This window comes from Ottowia sp. SB7-C50 (assembly GCF_033110285.1).
Lineage (GTDB): Bacteria > Pseudomonadota > Gammaproteobacteria > Burkholderiales > Burkholderiaceae_C > Ottowia.
The window spans coordinates 1,640,173-1,656,632 of the sequence record NZ_CP136995.1; the positions used below are offsets into that span (position 1 = coordinate 1,640,173).

At 69.3% G+C, this 16,460-nt stretch carries 16 protein-coding genes and 1 pseudogene; 6 read left to right on the forward strand and 11 right to left on the reverse strand.

Annotated features, from left to right (window positions below):
- Positions 1-2: 2 nt before the first annotated feature.
- Both R0D99_RS07825 and R0D99_RS07830 read right to left on the reverse strand, forming a co-directional pair.
- Complete coding sequence (locus R0D99_RS07825) at positions 3-899, reverse strand: amidohydrolase family protein (RefSeq protein WP_317750836.1); 897 nt, start codon at positions 897-899, stop codon at positions 3-5.
- A gap of 28 nt (positions 900-927) precedes the next feature.
- Entirely contained in the window at positions 928-1,893 is a 966-nt protein-coding gene (locus R0D99_RS07830; RefSeq protein ID WP_317750837.1) for a tripartite tricarboxylate transporter substrate binding protein, read from the reverse strand.
- Positions 1,894-2,005: 112 nt separating this feature from the next.
- Between R0D99_RS07830 and R0D99_RS07835 the strand changes: the two genes are divergently transcribed.
- Positions 2,006-2,764 carry an IclR family transcriptional regulator gene (locus R0D99_RS07835; protein ID WP_317750838.1) on the forward strand — a complete coding sequence of 253 codons (759 nt, stop codon included), beginning with the start codon at positions 2,006-2,008 and terminating at the stop codon, positions 2,762-2,764.
- A 13-nt stretch (positions 2,765-2,777) separates the two neighbouring features.
- Here R0D99_RS07835 and R0D99_RS07840 read toward each other — a convergent pair whose 3' ends face one another.
- Together R0D99_RS07840 and R0D99_RS07845 are read right to left on the reverse strand one after the other, a co-directional pair.
- Positions 2,778-3,758: a tripartite tricarboxylate transporter substrate binding protein gene (locus tag R0D99_RS07840; protein ID WP_317750839.1), complete on the reverse strand. Its 981-nt coding sequence runs from the start codon at positions 3,756-3,758 to the stop codon at positions 2,778-2,780.
- Between the two features lie 36 nt (positions 3,759-3,794).
- Positions 3,795-4,478 carry a substrate-binding domain-containing protein gene (locus R0D99_RS07845; protein WP_317750840.1) on the reverse strand — a complete coding sequence of 228 codons (684 nt, stop codon included), beginning with the start codon at positions 4,476-4,478 and terminating at the stop codon, positions 3,795-3,797.
- A 246-nt stretch (positions 4,479-4,724) separates the two neighbouring features.
- Between R0D99_RS07845 and R0D99_RS07850 the strand changes: the two genes are divergently transcribed.
- Both R0D99_RS07850 and tsaD read left to right on the forward strand, forming a co-directional pair.
- Positions 4,725-5,165 (forward strand): CBS domain-containing protein, encoded by a 441-nt coding sequence (locus R0D99_RS07850; protein WP_317750841.1) that lies wholly within the window; start codon positions 4,725-4,727, stop codon positions 5,163-5,165.
- A gap of 39 nt (positions 5,166-5,204) precedes the next feature.
- Positions 5,205-6,320, forward strand: coding sequence for a tRNA (adenosine(37)-N6)-threonylcarbamoyltransferase complex transferase subunit TsaD (gene tsaD / locus R0D99_RS07855; protein ID WP_416365980.1), 1,116 nt, complete (start codon positions 5,205-5,207; stop codon positions 6,318-6,320).
- A 106-nt stretch (positions 6,321-6,426) separates the two neighbouring features.
- Here the strand turns inward: tsaD and R0D99_RS07860 are convergent, their stop codons facing one another.
- Positions 6,427-6,807 carry an Hsp20/alpha crystallin family protein gene (locus R0D99_RS07860; RefSeq protein WP_317750842.1) on the reverse strand — a complete coding sequence of 127 codons (381 nt, stop codon included), beginning with the start codon at positions 6,805-6,807 and terminating at the stop codon, positions 6,427-6,429.
- 216 nt (positions 6,808-7,023) lie between these two features.
- Between R0D99_RS07860 and R0D99_RS07865 the strand changes: the two genes are divergently transcribed.
- Positions 7,024-7,602 carry a DUF2242 domain-containing protein gene (locus R0D99_RS07865; RefSeq protein WP_317750844.1) on the forward strand — a complete coding sequence of 193 codons (579 nt, stop codon included), beginning with the start codon at positions 7,024-7,026 and terminating at the stop codon, positions 7,600-7,602.
- 84 nt (positions 7,603-7,686) lie between these two features.
- Positions 7,687-8,964: a branched-chain amino acid ABC transporter substrate-binding protein gene (locus R0D99_RS07870; protein WP_416365981.1), complete on the forward strand. Its 1,278-nt coding sequence runs from the start codon at positions 7,687-7,689 to the stop codon at positions 8,962-8,964.
- A gap of 66 nt (positions 8,965-9,030) precedes the next feature.
- Here the strand turns inward: R0D99_RS07870 and R0D99_RS07875 are convergent, their stop codons facing one another.
- The 6 genes and pseudogenes from R0D99_RS07875 to R0D99_RS07900 form a co-directional block, all read right to left on the reverse strand.
- On the reverse strand, positions 9,031-9,408 hold the full coding sequence (locus tag R0D99_RS07875) for a Na+/H+ antiporter subunit G (protein WP_317750845.1): 378 nt from the start codon (positions 9,406-9,408) through the stop codon (positions 9,031-9,033).
- Positions 9,409-9,520: 112 nt separating this feature from the next.
- On the reverse strand, positions 9,521-9,799 hold the full coding sequence (locus R0D99_RS07880) for a K+/H+ antiporter subunit F (RefSeq protein WP_317750846.1): 279 nt from the start codon (positions 9,797-9,799) through the stop codon (positions 9,521-9,523).
- Positions 9,796-10,290, reverse strand: a complete 495-nt coding sequence (locus tag R0D99_RS07885; protein ID WP_317750848.1) for a Na+/H+ antiporter subunit E — start codon at positions 10,288-10,290, stop codon at positions 9,796-9,798. Before R0D99_RS07885 ends, R0D99_RS07880 begins: the two co-directional genes overlap by 4 nt.
- Positions 10,287-11,993 carry a monovalent cation/H+ antiporter subunit D gene (locus R0D99_RS07890; protein WP_317750850.1) on the reverse strand — a complete coding sequence of 569 codons (1,707 nt, stop codon included), beginning with the start codon at positions 11,991-11,993 and terminating at the stop codon, positions 10,287-10,289. Before R0D99_RS07890 ends, R0D99_RS07885 begins: the two co-directional genes overlap by 4 nt.
- A gap of 71 nt (positions 11,994-12,064) precedes the next feature.
- Positions 12,065-12,406 (reverse strand): annotated as a pseudogene (locus R0D99_RS07895) (Na+/H+ antiporter subunit C); the annotation flags it as partial.
- Positions 12,406-15,327, reverse strand: coding sequence for a monovalent cation/H+ antiporter subunit A (locus R0D99_RS07900; protein ID WP_317750852.1), 2,922 nt, complete (start codon positions 15,325-15,327; stop codon positions 12,406-12,408). The gene R0D99_RS07900 and the pseudogene R0D99_RS07895, both read right to left, overlap by 1 nt.
- Before the next feature lie 261 nt (positions 15,328-15,588).
- Here R0D99_RS07900 and R0D99_RS07905 point away from each other — a divergent pair, with 261 nt between their 5' ends.
- The gene (locus tag R0D99_RS07905; protein ID WP_317750853.1) at positions 15,589-16,257 is read left to right on the forward strand and encodes a response regulator transcription factor; all 669 of its coding nucleotides are present in this window, start codon (positions 15,589-15,591) and stop codon (positions 16,255-16,257) included.
- Positions 16,258-16,460 lie beyond the last annotated feature (203 nt).

Below are 16,460 nucleotides of genomic sequence, written 5' to 3' on the forward strand. Positions count from 1 at the left end.
CTTCAGTGAGACGTGGGCGCCGATGGAAAGTCGTACAGGCGCTGGGGGTTGTGAACGAGAATTTGCGCGAGCGCCGCGGCGTCGCCTGCCCAGCGCGCCAGATGGTCGAGCTGGCGCGCGTCGTCGGGCAGCGGCTGCAGGCCGGCCGATGCCGTGGCGTGCGGCCAGTCGCTGCCCCACAGCACCCGGTCGGGCGCGACGTCGAGGTAGCTGCGGGCCAGCGCGTGCAGGCCGGGGTCGTCCACCGAGCCGCTGGCGCTGACGATGTAGCCGCCCGACAGCTTGATCCAGGCACGGCCTTCCGCCAGCAATTGAAGCAGCAGCAGGTGGGCGGGCCGGTGCGCGTCGGCGCCGGGCTGGATGCGGCCGAAATGGTCGAACACCAGCGGCACGGGCGACTGGCGCAGCACGTTGCCGAGCGTGGCCAGCACTTCCGGCGCCATCAGCAACTGCAGGTGCCAGCCTAGGTCGGCCAAGCGGCGCGACAGCGGGACGATGGCGTCCACGCTGCCCGACACGCCCAGCGACAGGTTGAGCCGCGCGCCACGCACGCCGGCGTCGTGCAGGCGTTGCAGTTCGGCATCGCTTTCGCTGCCGTCGATGACGGCGATGCCGCGCGCCTGCGGCCCCAACCGATGCAGCGCGTCCAGCAGGCTGCGGTTGTCGGTGCCGTAGGTCGATGGCGTGACGACCACGGTGCGCGCCGTGCCCAGTCGCCGCTGCAGCAGTCGATAGTCATCGACCGATGCGTCGGGCGGCCGCAGGCGCGCACCGGCGACGGCGGGGTAGGCGCTGTCGTAGACGTGCATGTGGCAGTCGCAGGCCAGGGGCGGCGGCACGAAACCTGGCGGCTGCGTGCCCGCCGAAAACGGCACGGCGGTGCGAGCGGTAGCCATCATGGCCTGCCAGCGGGCTGCGCGGTGGGAATCAGTCGACCTTGGCGCCCGATTCCTTGACGATGCGTCCCCAGCGGACGATGTCGTCGCGGATCAGCTTGCCGAACTGGTCGGCGCTGCTGCCGGCCACGTCCGCGCCCTGGTCGCCGAGCTTCTTCTGCAACTGGGCGTCGGCCAGCGCCTTCTGGATGTCGGCGTTGAACTTGGCGACCACGTCCTTGGGCAGGTTGGCCGGGCCGAGGATGCCGAACCACGTGACGGCCTCGAAGCCCTTGTAGCCCGATTCGGCCACCGTGGGCACCTGCGGCAGGTCGTCGGCGCGCTTGGCGGACGTGACGGCCAGCGGGCGCATCTTGCCGTTCTTGATGTGGCCGATCAGCGTGGGGATGGACGACACGTACATGTGCACCTGGCCGCTGATCACGTCGGTGGCACCCTGGGCCGCACCCTTGTAGGGGATGTGCACCAGCTTGATGCCGGCTTCCTTTTGCAGCGATTCGGCCGCCAGGTGGGCCACCGTGCCGTTGCCCGACGTCGCGTAGTTGATGGTGCCCGGCTTGGCCTTGGCGGCGGCCACCACCTCGGCCAGCGTCTTGTAGGGCGAATTGGCGCCCACCACCAGCGCCAGCGGCGCGCTGGCGACCAGGCTGACGGGGGTCAGGTCCTTCACCGGGTCGTAGGGCAGCTTGCTGTACAGCGTGGGGTTGATGGCTAGGTTGCTGGTCTGGCCGATGACGAAGGTGTAGCCGTCGGGCTGCGACTTGGCCACGGCGTCGACGCCCAGGTTGCCGCCCGAGCCGGGCTTGTTCTCGACCACGAAGGTGTAGCCCGACGTGGCCAGCTTGTTCGTCACTTCGCGCGCAATGGCGTCGGTGCCGCCGCCGGCCGGGAAGGGCACGATCAGGCGCACGGGCTTGGCGGGCCACGCCTGGGCTTGGGCGGCGCAGGCCAGGGCGAGAAGGGCGGCGCCGAATGTGGCGCGGCGGAATGTCGTCATGGGTCTTGTCTCCAGAAAGGGCGCCGCACCAAGGTGGCGTCGCTTGCGGCGTATCGTAGGCAGGCGTTGCGATAGGTACAATAGCGGTGCGTCTAGTGAAACGGGGTGCACCATGGGAAACGAATCCGGCGCGGCGTTGGCCGCACCAGAAGGCGGCGGCGTGACCGCTGTGACGCGCGCGCTGTCGCTGATGGAGGCGTACGAGGTGGGTGAATCGGCCCTGTCGCTGGCCGAGTTGAGCCGCCGCACGGCGATGCACAAGACCACTGTGCTGCGGCTGGCGCGCACGCTGGCGGCGTCGCACTACATGGTGCAGACCGACTCAGGCCAGTGGCGGCTGGGCCCGGCGGCGGGCTGGCTGGGCACGCGCTACCAGGCGGGCTTCGACGTCAACAACGTGGTCGAGCCGACGCTGCGCGCGCTGGTGGCCGAAACGGGCGAGAGCGCGTCGTTCTATGTGCGCGAGGGCGACATCCGTGCCTGCGTGTCGCGCGTGGAAGGCCCGCAGTCGGTGCGCCACCACGTGCGCATCGGCGAGCGCCTGCCGCTGGACCAGGGCGCGCCGGGCCGGGTGATCCTGGCGTTCAGCGGCGCACGCGGCGAGCCGTACGAATCGATCCGCCAGTGCGGCTACCACCTGTCGATGGGCGAGCGCGAGCCCGAGGTGTCGAGCGTGGCGGCGCCGGTGTTCGCGCTCAACTGGAAGCTGCTGGGCTCGATGTGCATCTCGGGCCCGACGGCGCGGCTGACGCGCGCCAGGCTCGATCAACACGCCCAGACGGTGATGACGGCGGCCAACCAGCTGTCGTACGCGCTGGCCGGCAGCCGCTCGGCCGCCACGCCGGTGGCGGTGTCGCGCTGGCACCCGTGAAGGGCGCAGACTCCTAATCCAGCGTCACCCCGGCGGCCTTCACCACCTGGCCCAGGCGCACCGCTTCCTTGCGGATCAGATCGCCAAACTGCTGCGGCGTGCCGCCCACCACGGGCGTGCCGATGGCTTCCCATTTCTTGCGGAACTCGGGCTCGTTGAAGATCGCGTTCAGCGTGCCGTTGAGTTTGGCGACGATGGGCGCCGGCGTGCCCGCGCGCACGGCAATGCCGTGCCAGCCGGTGACTTCGTAGCCGTCGATGCCAGCTTCATGCAGCGTCGGCACCTGCGGCAGTTGCGGGCTGCGGCGCGCCGACGTCACGGCCAGCGGCACCAGCTTGCCGGCCTGGATGTGCGGCAGCGAACTGCCCAGCACGTCGAACATCACCTGCACCTGCCCGCCCAGCAGGTCGTTCAGCGCCGGGCCGGCACCCTTGTAGGGGATGTGCGGCATCTTGGTGCCGACCTGCGTGTTGAAGATTTCGCCCGCCAGGTGCTGCGGCGTGCCGTTGCCGGCCGACGCGAAGGCCAGCCGGCTGTCGGGCTTCTTCACCGCGGCGATCAGGCCCTTCACGTCCTTGATGCCGGTGGACGGATGCACTTCCAGCACCAGCGGGAAGGCCGAGATCTGGATGACGGGCGCCAGGTCCTTCTGCGGGTCGAAGGGCATGCTCTTGTACAGCGACGGGTTCACCGCCATCGGCCCGCTGGCGGCCAGCAGCAGCGTGTGCCCGTCGGCCGGCGCCTGCCGGGCGACCTCGGCGCTGCCGACGTTGCCGCCCGCGCCAGCCTTGTTCTCGATCACCACGGTGGCGCCCAGGCGCGACTGCAGTTCGGGCTGCAGCGCGCGTGCCATCAGGTCCGTCGGGCCGCCCGGCGGGTAGGGCACGACGAAGCGGATCACCTTGCTGGGCCAGCCGTCCTGCGCGGCGGCCGCGCCAGCGGCGACCAGCAAGGCGGCCGTGAGGGCGGCCTTGGCCCGTGTCTTGATGTGCATGCGTGTCTCCTGTGTGAATTTGTGGGTGAACGAGGCTCAGGCGGCGTCCATGCCGTGCGCGCGCTTGGTGGCCGCCGTGCCGGGCGACGCCAGATGCACCAGCAGCGCCCGCACTGCGTCGGGTTGGTGGGACGTGGCCGCCACGCCGCCTGAAAAAATGGTGGTGATCTGGATCGCGTCCGGCAGCGGGCCGAGCACGTCGATGCCCGGCAGATGCATCAGCTCACTCAGCTGCTGAAAGCCCAGTTCCACCTCGCCCGTGGCAACCAGCGCGCCCACCGGCGTGCCAGGCGGCGGCGTCACCAACTTGGCGTTGACGGCGTCGGCAATCCCCCATCGCTCGAACAGGTGCGCCAGCGCCACGCCGCTCGGCCCGGTGGAATAGCCCAGCGTGCGCGCGGCCAGCACGGCAGCCTTGACGCCGTCTTCGCTGGCAATGTCGGGCCGGGCGGCGCCCGCGCGCACGGCCACCGCCACGCCGGAGCGCACCACGTCGACGCGGCTGCCCGCCAGCACGTGGCCGCCGGCAATCAGCTTGTCGATGGCGTCCGAGCCCAGCAACACGGCGTCGAACGCCTCGCCGGCCGCCACACGCTTCGCCGCGTCCACGCCGCCGACCGATTCGAGCGCCACCGTGGCGTCGGCGTAGCTGGCCAGCAGGTCTGACAGCAGCAGCCGGGTGGCCATGGACGAGATCAGGCGAAGCGTGGGTGGGGTCATGATGGTTTGGTGGTAAAAAAGGGCTGCAGCGCCTTCTGGTATTGCGCAGGAAGCTATCAAATAAAGAGTGAATCAGCAGGCGGGCAAGACCCCATTGTGCCCAGTCATGGCGCCGCTGCGAATGGGCTGCCGCGGGTGGGGTGGCCTTTGCGCCGCAGTTCTGGCACCATGCTTTCCGTCGGCAGGCCCCGCGTTGGGGGGGCCAGCCGCGCAAGCACCAAAAAACCATTTCTGGAGGTGATCACGATGCCCACCGTCGCCGATATCCTGTACGACCGCAAGGACGCACCGCTGGCTGCGCTGCCCCCCACCGCCACGGTGCGCGAGGCACTGCAGATGATGGCCGACCGCGACATCGGCTCGGTGCTCATCATCCAGGGCGATTCGCTGCTGGGCCTGTTCACCGAGCGCGACTACGCGCGCAAGATCGCGCTCAAGGGCCTGTCGTCCAACGACGCGCTGCTGATGAACGTGATGAGCGCCAAGCTCTACGTCGTCAGCCCGCGCCAGACCGCCGAAGAGTGCATGGGCATCATGACCCACGGGCGCACGCGGCACCTGCCGGTGGTCGATGGCGGCCAGCTGCTCGGCCTGGTGTCGATCGGCGACCTGGTCAACGCCATGATGAACAAGCAGCGCTTCCTCATCTCGCAGCTCGAAAGCTACATCGCCGGCGACCTGGCCTGACCGCGGCAGGGTGATGCGCCGGCGCCGATAATCCGGCGCATGGTTTCCGCGTCGCGCCACACCCCTGCAGCCGCTGCCGCCAGCGCACCCGACGCGGGCGGGGTGCTGGTGCTCGGTATCGAATCGTCGTGCGACGAAACCGGCGTGGCGCTGGTGCGCACGCGCGCCAGCGGCGTGCCCGAATTGCTGGCCCATGCGCTGCACACGCAGGTGGCGATGCACGCCGACTACGGTGGCGTGGTGCCCGAACTGGCCAGCCGCGACCACATCCGCCGCGTCATTCCATTGGCAAATTCGGTGCTGGCGCAGGCAGGGCAATCGCTGTCAGCTATTGATATGGTAGCGTTCACGCGCGGGCCCGGCCTGGCCGGCGCGCTGCTGGTGGGCGCGGGCGTGGCCTGCGCGCTGGCGGCGGCGCTGGGCAAGCCTGTGCTGGGCGTGCACCACCTCGAAGGGCATCTGCTGTCGCCCTTTCTCAGCGCCGACCCGCCCGAATTTCCGTTCATCGCGCTGCTGGTCAGCGGCGGGCATACGCAGCTGATGCGCGTCGACGGCGTGGGCCGCTACGCCTTGCTGGGCGAAACCATCGACGACGCCGCGGGCGAAGCCTTCGACAAGTCCGCCAAGCTGCTGGGCCTGGGCTACCCCGGCGGCCCGGCGCTGGCGCGGCTGGCCGAATTTGGCGACGACAGCGCGTACAAGCTGCCGCGCCCGCTGCTGCACAGCGGCAACCTGGACTTTTCGTTTGCCGGGCTGAAGACCGCGGTGTTGACGCAGGCGCGCAAGTTCGAGGGCTCGCCCTGCGAGCAGCAGCGCGCCGACCTGGCGGCCAGCACGCAGGCGGCCATCGTCGAGGTGCTGGTGAAGAAGTCGCTGACCGCGCTGCGGGCCACGGGGCTGAAACGCATGGTGGTGGCCGGCGGTGTGGGCGCCAACCAGCGCCTGCGCGCGGCGTTGAACGCCGCCTGCGCCCAGTTGGGCGTGCGCGTGCACTACCCCGAGTTGTCGCTGTGCACCGACAACGGCGCCATGATTGCCATGGCCGCGGCGATGCGGGTGCAGGCCGGCGTCGAGGCGCCGCAGCGGCAGTACGCCTTCGACGTCAAGCCGCGCTGGCCGCTGGATCAACTGGCGAGCGCAGCGCAGGGCACGTGATTCAGACGGCCGCGGAGCAGGCCACGCGCGAACGCTGGCGGCCGGGGTCCCCCCGGCCGCCAGCGTTGTCCCCTGGGGGGAAGGCGCGTCAGCGCCTCAGGGGGGATCAATTGATTTCCAGCGTGGTCGCCTTGCTTTCCGGCAAGCGCTTGACCAGCGTCAGCGTCAGCACGCCGTTTTCCAGCCTGGCGCTGCTGGCGGCGGCGTCGATGTCCTGGTTGAACTCGTAGGCCTTGGCGTACTTGCGCGGTGCGCCTTCGACGGTGTCGATCTTCACTTGCTGCCCTTCGATGGCGATGGTCAGCTGCTCGCGGCTGACGCCGGGCAGGTCGACGCTGAGCGACCAGTGCTTGTCCTCGTCCTTGAACTGCGTGCCGGCGCTGCGCGCCGCGCTGAGTGCGTCGTTCAGAAAGCGGTCCAGCGACCGCAGCGCCGGTGCATAGACCGAGCGGCTGACGACGGGGGCAGAAGCGGTGGTGATGAACATGGGCAATTTCCTTTCAAGGGTGGTGGGCCGGTGCGGCCCTTCTGCCACCCAAGCTGCGACCACCGCGCGCCATTTCAAGCACCCGGCAAGCACAAAAATGTGAGCGCCGGGCCCTTGAAAAACGCGGGTGCGGGCCTCAGGGGGCGGCCGCACCTGTCATGGCGGTGTCGCCGTCAGGCGTTACCATTCGCCCTTGTCTGAAGTTTGTTGTACCGGATGTCTCTTTCTGCCACGCCGCGCCGCCTGCTGATGGCGCTGGGGCCGCTGGGGCTGGTGGCCTGCACGGGCCTGTCGCCGCAGCCCACGGCCCTGCTGGACTATCAACCCGAAACCTTTGACGGCAGTGCCTACGTGCACCACTTTGCCGCGGCGCCGTCGCGCACCTGCGAGGCCGCGCGCCGCGCGCTGCTGAGCCAGGGCTACGTCGTCCACCCCGCGCAGGCCGACCAGGTGTCCGGCCGCAAGTACTTCCAGCCCAGCGCGGCGCACCATGTGCAGCTCGAATTTCGCGTCGTGTGCGCCGCCGAAGCGGGTGCAGCCACCGGCACGGTTGCCTTCGTCAGCGGCCTGCAGGATCAGTACGTGGTGCGCAAGGTCAAGGAGTCGGCGTCGCTGGGCGTGGGCGGCATCGGGTCGCTGTCGCTGCCGGTCGAAGGCAGCATGGATTCGATGGTCAAGATCGCCAGCGAAACCGTGACCGACAAGGTGCTGTACCAGCGCTTCTTCGACCTGGTCGACGACTACCTGGCGCGCGCGTCGGTGCCCGAGTCGGCCGCTTCATCACCCACCACCTGACGGCCGTCGCGCTGCTTGCGCGTGCAGCGACCTTATTCATAGCGTCCTGGGCGCTGTTCCTGCTTTTTACTTTCCCACCTGACCATGCCACACCTGAACCGTCGCCACGCCGTGCTGGGCGCATCATTCGCCCTGATGGGCGCAGGCCTACCCCTCGCCGCGCACGCGCAGGCCGGCCAGCCCATCAAGCTGGCGCTGATCGAATCGTTGAGCGGCCCGTTTGCCAACACGGGCGAGGCGGTGTGGCGCAACATCGCGTGGGCCATCGAGCGCGTCAACGCGCGCGGCGGCGTGCCCACGCGGCAGGGGCGCCGGCCGCTGCAGTTGCAGCGCTTCGACAACAAGGGCCAGGCCGAGGAATCGCTGGCCATGCTGCGGGCGGCCATCGACGGTGGCGCGCAGTTCGTGCTGCAGGGCAACTCGTCCGCCGTGGCGGCGGCGCTGATCGACGCCATCCACAAGCACAACGAGCGCGATCCCAACCGGCGCGTGCTGTTCCTCAACTATTCGGCGGTCGATCCGATCCTGACCAACGAACTCTGCAGCTTCTGGCACTTCCGCTTCGACGCGCACGCCGACATGCGCATGACGGCGTTGATGCAGGTGATCCGCGACGACGCGCAGCTCAAGGGCATCTACCTGATCGGCCAGGACTACAGCTTTGGCCAGGCGGTGCTGCGCGAGGCGCGGCGCCAGATCACGGCGCAGCGGCCCGACGTGGCCATCGTGGGCGAAGAACTGCACCCGATTGGCCGCGTGAAGGACTTCCTGCCTTACGCCAGCAAGATCAAGTCATCAGGCGCGCAGGCGGTGCTGACCGGCAACTGGGGCAACGACCTGACGCTGCTGGTCAAGGCCGCGCGCGAGGCCGGCTTTGAAGGGCGCTTCTACACCTTCTACGGCAACGCCCTGGGCGCGCCGGCGGCCATCGGCGAGGCCGGCATCGGCAAGGTGGTGGCGGTGGCCGACTGGCTGCCCAACGCGCCCACGGCCGAAGGCGCGGCGTTCTACAAGGCGTTCCGCGAGCGCTTTCCGAAGGCGCCGGAAGACTACGTGCACGTGCGCATGCAGCTCATGGTCGAGGCGCTGGCGCAGGCCGTCGAGCGTGCCGGCGGCACCGACCCGCTGGCCGTGGCGCGCGCGCTGGAGTCGGCCGACGTCTCGCTGGCTGGCCAGCGCGGGCGCATGCGGGCGGCCGACCACCAGTTTCAGCAAGGGCTGATGGTGGGCATCATGGACCGCCAGGGCGCGCCCGGCGTGCCGTTCGACGTGGAAGGCTCGGGCTACGGCTTTCGCGTGGTGCGCCAGCTGGACGCCGAGCGCGCCGCGATGCCGCACACGTGCAGGATGGCGCGGCCCTGAATCCGTTGGTGCTCTTGAATCGATAGCTGCGCGCCCTGGATAGATCAGCGCCAGCAGGTTGTTTGACTACGAATCGCGAGCCGGCGGCGGCGCCGACTTGGGCTGCAGCGCGGGTGGCAGGTCCGGGTCGCCCGCCTGGCGACCGCGGAAAAGCGCGGCGCGGGCCAGCAGCACGGTGGTGATCGGCACCGTGATCGACAGCAGGATGATGATCAGCCACACGTGCAGTTCGGGCCCCTGCGCCAGCGCCGAGAAGTAGACGATGGAGGCCAGCGTGACGCACCACGACGCCCCCACGAACACCAGCGCCGGCGGGTGCAGGCGCTGGAAGAACGACTTCAGCCGCACCATGCCCCAGGCCGCGGCCAGCACGAACACGGCGCTGCCCAGCAGCAGCACGGCGACGAGGGCTTCGATCCAGAGGGGCAAGGATTCGGACGTCATCACTTGCTCCGCGGCCTCCGCAAGGCCTTGGCAGGGTTAATGGCTTGGGTGGTCGGCCGCTCGATCGAATTCGCGGCCCGATCCCCGCTGCGCGGGGCCCCTCGTGCTTCGCTCATTCGATCACCTCCCCGCGCAACAAAAACTTCGCCATCGCCGCCGAGCTGACGAAGCCGAACAGGGCGATCAGCAGCGCGGCTTCAAAGTACATGCTGCTGGTGTAGCGGATGCCGACCACCAGCGCGATCAGCATGCCGACGACGTAGATGACGTCGAGCGCCATCACCCGGTCCTGCGCCGAGGGGCCGCGCAGCAGGCGCCACGTCATCATCAGGATGGCCAGGCCGTACACCGTGAGGGTGACGGTGATGGCGCCGGACAGCAGCGGGCTCATGACTGAAAGATCTCCATCAGCGGCCTTTCGTAGGTGCGCTTGTAATGGTCGATGAAGGCGGCCTCGTCGGGTGCGTGCCACACATGCAGCAGCAGCGCGCTGTGGTCGCGCGCCAGTTCGCACCACACGGTGCCCGGCACCACGGTGGTGATCATGGCAAGCGACGCCAGCGCGCTCGGGTCGCGCAGATCGAGCGGAATGTGGACGAAGCGGCTGTGCACCGGCTCGCTGCGGTTGCGCAGCAGGGTCCAGAACACTTCCATGCTGGACTTGATCACGTCGCGCCCGACCACCCCGATCAGCCGCAGCAGCACCCACGGCCGGCGGATGCGCGGGCGCGCCGGCCGCAGCGGCGCCAGCAGCGCTGGCGCGGCCACGCCAAACAGCACGGCCAGGATGATCTGGCCGGCGCTGACCGAGCGGTTCAGCACCAGCCACATCACGATGAGCGCGGCCGTCAGCAGCGGCGCGGGCAGCAGGCGTCTTCTCATCGGCGCAATCCTCCTTCGCCGGTGGCGTGGGGCGAGGGCAGCGGCCGGGTGGACACCACCGTGCCGATGTATTCCTTGGGGTCGTGCAGCGCGCGCGCGGTGGCATTGGCGTAGCGCAGCACGGCGTCGGCCTGCCACACCAGTACGCCGACCAGCCCCAGCAGTAGGGCGATGGGCAGCGTCTCGATGATGCGCAGGCGCGGGGTGGGGCGGTCGTGCGTGGCCCAGAAATAGCGCACGCCGGCGCGCGACATGGCGATGGTGGTCAGCAGCCCGCCCACCACCAGCAGCGCCAGCAGCACCCACGCCGCCATCGACACCGGCGCCTGCTCGCCAAAGCCGGCCGGGTTGAGCAGCGCCGACAGCACCACCACCTTGCCGACAAAGCCGGCCATGGGCGGCAGCCCGGCAATGGTCAGCGCGCAGACGATGAAGGCCAGGCCCAGAAAGGCCATGGCGGCGGGAATGGCACGGCCGAACAGCGCCTGCTCGTCGTCGTCCAGGTTGACGTCGCGCGTGGGCACCAGGTCGACCGGATAGGCGAAGGCGTCCTCGGGCTCGACTTCGCTGACGTACAGCGGGTGTTCTTCGACCTCGCGCGTGCGGTCGATCAGCTCGACCAGCAGGAAGAAGGCGGCGACTGCCAGCGTGGAGCCCAGCGTGTAGTACAGCGCGCCGCCCGTCACCGCCGGCTGGCCGAAACCCAGCGCCGCCAGCAGCGTGCCCGACGACACGATGGCGCAGAACGCCGCCATGCGCCCCAGGTGTTGCGTGGCGATGACGCCGACGACGCCAAACGCCAGCGTGACCAGCCCCAGCCCCACCAGCACCGGCCCGCCGAACAGCGCCGACACGCCCGCGTCGGCTGGAAACAGCAGCGTCCACAGCCGCAGCACGGCGTACACGCCCAGCTTGGTCATGATGGCGAACAGCGCCGCCACCGGCGCCGACGCGCTCGAATACGCCATCGGCAACCAGAAGTTGAGCGGCCATGCAGCGGCCTTGACCAGGAACGCGATGGCCAGGATGGCCGCGCCCGCGTGCAGCAGGCCGCGGTCGTTTTCGGCGATGGCGGGCACCATGATGGCCATGTCGGCAAAGTTGAGCGTGCCGGTTACGCCGTACAGGATGGCCACGCCAATCAGGAACATGCACGACGCCATCAGGTTCATGGCGATGTAGTGCAGGCCCGAACGCACGCGCGCCCAGCCCGAGCCATGCAGCAGCAGCCCGTACGACGCCGTCAGCATGATCTCGAACGAGACGAACAGGTTGAACAGATCGGCCGTGAGAAAGGCGCCGTACAGCCCCATCAGCTGCAGCTGGAACAGCGGGTGAAAGTGCACCCCCGCCTTGTGCCAGCGCGCCGACGCGTACAGCACCCCGGCCAGTCCCAGCACGCTGGACAGCAGCACCATCATGGCCGACAGCCGGTCGACCACCAGCACGATGCCGTAGGGCACCGGCCAGTTGCCCGGCAGGTACACGCCCACGGCCTGCGGGCCGCCCAGCTGCTGCACCCAGTACACCAGCGCGATGGCGATGCCCACGCCCAGCACGCACGACATCACATTGATGACCGCCTTCAGCGGCCGGCGCGCATCGCCCAGCAGCAGCATGACGGCCGCGGTGACCATCGGCAGCAGGATGGGCGCCACGATCAGGTGCGGCATGGCAGCGTCGAGCAGGTGGGCCAGCGTCATGAGCGTCGGCCCTCGTCTGCTTCGCCCGGCGGCGAGGCCGCGGCGCTGGCAATCGACACATGCGCCGTGCCGTCGTCCGGCTCTTCACCGTCCACATGGTCGGTGTCCGACAGGCCCCGCGAGGCCAGCAGCACCACCAGGAACATGGCCGAGGTGGCAAAGCCGATCACGATGGCCGTCAGCACCAGCGCCTGCGGCAGCGGGTCGGTGTAATTTTCCAGGTTGGGCACCAGGCCGGTCTGCACGATGGGCTCGCGGTCGTGGAACAGGCTGCCCATGGCAAAGATGAACAGGTTGACCGCGTAGGCCAGCAGCGACAGCCCCATCAGCACCTGGAACGTGCGCGGCCGCAGCACCAGCCACACGCCGGAGCCGCCCAGCACGCCGATGGCGATGGCGATGATGACCTCCATCAGTCGATCTCCCTCGGCCCGGTGGTGGCGGTCACGGTTTTCTCGGGCAGCCGGCGGTGGCCGCGCACCGACTGGTGGGCCAGCGCCGTCAGGATCAGCAGCGTGGAGCCGACCACCACCGCGAACACGCCCAGGTCGAAGAACATGGCGCTGGCCAGGTGGATCTCGCCCAGCACCGGCAGCGTGAGGTGCGCCGTGTGCGAGGTCAGGAATGGGTAGCCAAACCACAGCGAACCCAGCCCGGTGGCCACGGCGATCAGCAGCCCCCACGCAATCCAGCGCACCACCTTGAGCTGCAGGTGTGCCTCGACCCAGTGCGTGCCGGCCACGATGTACTGCGTGAGGAAGGCGATGGACACGCACAGCCCCGCCACGAAGCCGCCGCCCGGCAGGTTGTGCCCGCGCATGAAGAAGTACATGGCGATGACCGCCGCCACCGGCAGCAGCACGCGCACCAGCACCGCCGGCACCATGGCGTAGCCCAGCGCGGTGTCCTGCGCGGTGCGCGGGTTGATCAGGTCGCTCACCAGGTCGGGCGGCACGGCGCGTTGTTGCGGCGGCAGCTTGGCCATTTCGCGCGGCGGGCGGAAGCGCCGCAGCAGCGCGTACACCGTCAGGCCAACGATGCCCAGCACGGTGATCTCGCCCATGGTGTCGAAGGCGCGGAAGTCGACCAGCATGACGTTGACCACGTTGGTGCCGCCGCCTTCGGGCACCGCGCGGTCCAGGAAGAAGGGCGAAATGCTTTGCGGCGCCGGCCGCGTCATCATGGCGTAGGCCAGCACGGCCATGCCGCCGCCCGCCACCACCGACACCAGCAGGTCGCGCCCGCGGCGCAGCCGCACGCGCGCGGCCAGCCGTGCGGATTCGGACGGCAGGCGCTTGGGCAGCCAGCGCAGGCCCAGCAGGAACAGCACCGTGGTCACCACCTCCACTGTCAGCTGCGTCAGCGCCAGGTCGGGCGCCGAGAACCACAGGAAGGTCAGGCTCACCACCAGCCCCACCGCGCCCAGCAGAATGAGCGCCACCAGCCGGTGGAACTTGGCCTGGTTGGCCAGCGCCAGGGCGCAGATGCAGCCAAACACCCACAGCAGGGCGAATTCCAGATTGGCGGGTACGCGTTCGCGAGGGCCCCAGCTGACGCCGCCCGGCCACAGCGCCGCCGTGGCCACGGCAATGGCCGCCACCACCATCAGCAGCATCTGCGGCTGCAGCCGGTGGGTCGACAGCGCGCCCAGCGCCCAGCGGCTGGCGCGGTCCAGGCCGTACAGCGCGCTCTGGAACATGCGCTGCCCGTCCAGCCGGTACAGCAGCGGCACGCGGCGGATGCGCCCGCTTTCCAGCCCGCCGCGCAGCAGCATGAACAGCGCAATGCCGCCGACCAGCGCGATCGTGCTCATGATCAGCGGCTTGTTGAAGCCATGCCAGATCGCCAGGCTGAACCGCGGCATCGGCCCGCCCACCACGGGGCGCGCCGCCAGATCGAGCGCCGGGCCGATGGACCATTGGGGAAAGATGCCGACGATCAGGCACAGCAGCACCAGCACCTCGATCGGCACGCGCATCCAGCGCACCGGCTCGTGCGGCTCGATCGGCAGGTCGCGCGCCGGTGGCCCCAAAAACACGTCGACCGCAAAGCGCAGCGAATACACCACCGCAAAGATGCCCGCCACCGTGGCCGCCACCGGCAGGCCAAAGTCCAGCCAAGGCATGGCGCTCAGGTCCACGGTTTCGGCGAAGAACATCTCCTTCGACAGAAAGCCGTTGAGCAGCGGCACGCCGGCCATGGCCGCGCTGGCGACGAAGGCCAGCGTGCCGGTGATCGGCATGGCGCGCCACAGGCCCGACAGCCGCCGCAGATCGCGCGTGCCGGTTTCGTGGTCGATGATGCCGGCGGCCATGAACAGCGACGCCTTGAAGGTCGCGTGGTTCATGATGTGGAACACCGCCGCCACCGCCGCCAGGTCGCGGTTCAGCCCCAGCAGCAGCGTGATCAGGCCCAGGTGGCTGATGGTCGAATACGCCAGCAGCCCCTTCAGGTCGGTCTGGAACATGGCGATGTACGCCCCCAGCACCAGGGTGATGACGCCCGCGCCACCGACCAGCCAGAACCACTGTTCAGTGCCCGACAGCGCCGGCCACAGCCGCGCCAGCAGAAACACGCCGGCCTTCACCATGGTGGCCGAATGCAGGTAGGCCGACACCGGCGTGGGCGCCGCCATGGCGCGCGGCAGCCAGAACTGGAAGGGGAATTGCGCGCTCTTGGTCAGCGCCCCCAGCAGCACCAGCACCAGCATGGGCGTGTACAGCGGGTGGGCGCGGATGCGGTCGCCCGCGCCCAGGATCACATCCAGCTGGTAGCTGCCGGCTATGTGCCCCAGCATCAGCATGCCCGCCAGCATGGCCAGGCCGCCGGCGCCGGTCACCGCCAGCGCCATGCGGGCGCCGCGCCGGGCGTCCTTGCGGTGGTGCCAGTAACCGATGAGCAGAAAGCTGAACAGGCTGGTCAGCTCCCAGAAGAAGGCCAGCTGCACCACGTTGCCCGACAGCACCACGCCCAGCATGGCGCCCATGAAGGCCAGGAAGAACGAGAAAAAGCGCGGCACCGGGTCGTTCTTGCTCATGTAGTAGCGCGCGTACAGCGCCACCAGGGTGCCGATGCCCGTCACCAGCATGGCAAACATCCAGGCAAAGCCGTCCATGCGCACGGCAAAGTTGATGCCGGCCGACGGAATCCAGCGGTATTCCTCGCGCAGCACCTCGCCCGCCTGCAGGGTGGGGAACAGCAGCGCCACCCACACCAGCGCCACCCCGCTGACCAGTGCTGCCCAGGCCGCCGCGGCCGTGCGCGCGTGCGTCGGCATCAGGGCGGCGACCAGGCTGCCGGCAAACGGCAGCAGGAGCAGGTAGACAAGATCCATCAAAAAGGGTGAACGGTGGGGCGGCGGCACCCACGCGGCAGCCGGCGGGTGGTCGTCAAGGCGGAATCAGCAAACGGGGGTTGAAAGGCGACGCGGGCAGCCTGTGAAGGCGCCGCTGACCGCCCGAATATACCAATACCGTCAAAAGCGCGCCGGGCCCGCGCCCATGAAGCGCCTGAAGCTATCTAATCGATAGCAAAAGACGTCGGAATGGAGGCGCCTGACGGCGCATGGGGCCGCCTGCGCGGCACAATGGGGCGCATGCGCATCCTGCTGGTGGAAGACGACACGATGATCGGCGAAGTGGTGCTGGACGCCCTGCGCGCCGAGCATTACGCCGTCGACTGGGTCAAGGACGGCGCCATGGCCCAGACCGCGCTGGCCACCACGCCCTACGACCTGATGCTGCTCGACCTGGGCCTGCCGCGGCAGGACGGCCTGTCGGTGCTGCGCTGGCTGCGGGCGCAAAAACAGCGCCTGCCGGTGCTGGTCGCTACCGCGCGCGACGCCGTGGCCGACCGCGTGGCGGGGCTGGACGCGGGGGCCGACGACTACATCGTCAAGCCCTACGACCTGGATGAGCTGCTGGCGCGCATCCGCGCGCTGCTGCGGCGCGCCGACGGCCGCGCCGAGCCGGCGTATGAGTGGGGCGACGTGCGCATCGTGCTCGCCACACGAGAAGTCACCCTGAAAGGCGAGCCGGTGCCCTTGTCGGCGCGCGAATGGGCCGTGCTGGAGCCGCTGCTGGCGCGCCCCGGCCGCGTGCTGTCGCGCCAGCAGCTGGAAGAAAAGCTGTATTCGTGGCGCGACGACGTCAGCAGCAACGCGGTGGAGGTGTACATCCATGGCGTGCGCAAAAAGCTGGGCGCGGGGCTGATCGAGAACCAGCGTGGTCTGGGTTATCGGGTGCCGAACCATGCGCCCCCCTGAGTCGCCTGCGGCGCCTTCCCCCCAGGGGGACAACGCTGGCGCTCGGGGAGACCCCGAGCGCGGCGTTCCCGTGCGGCCTGCTCCGCGGCCATTTGACGACGAGCGGGTCGTGCGGGATGTTGCGCTTGCGTTGGCGTGGCCTGCTTCGCGGCCACGGGATAGCATGCATGATGGGCTGTTTTTTGCTCATGAAATGATAGCTG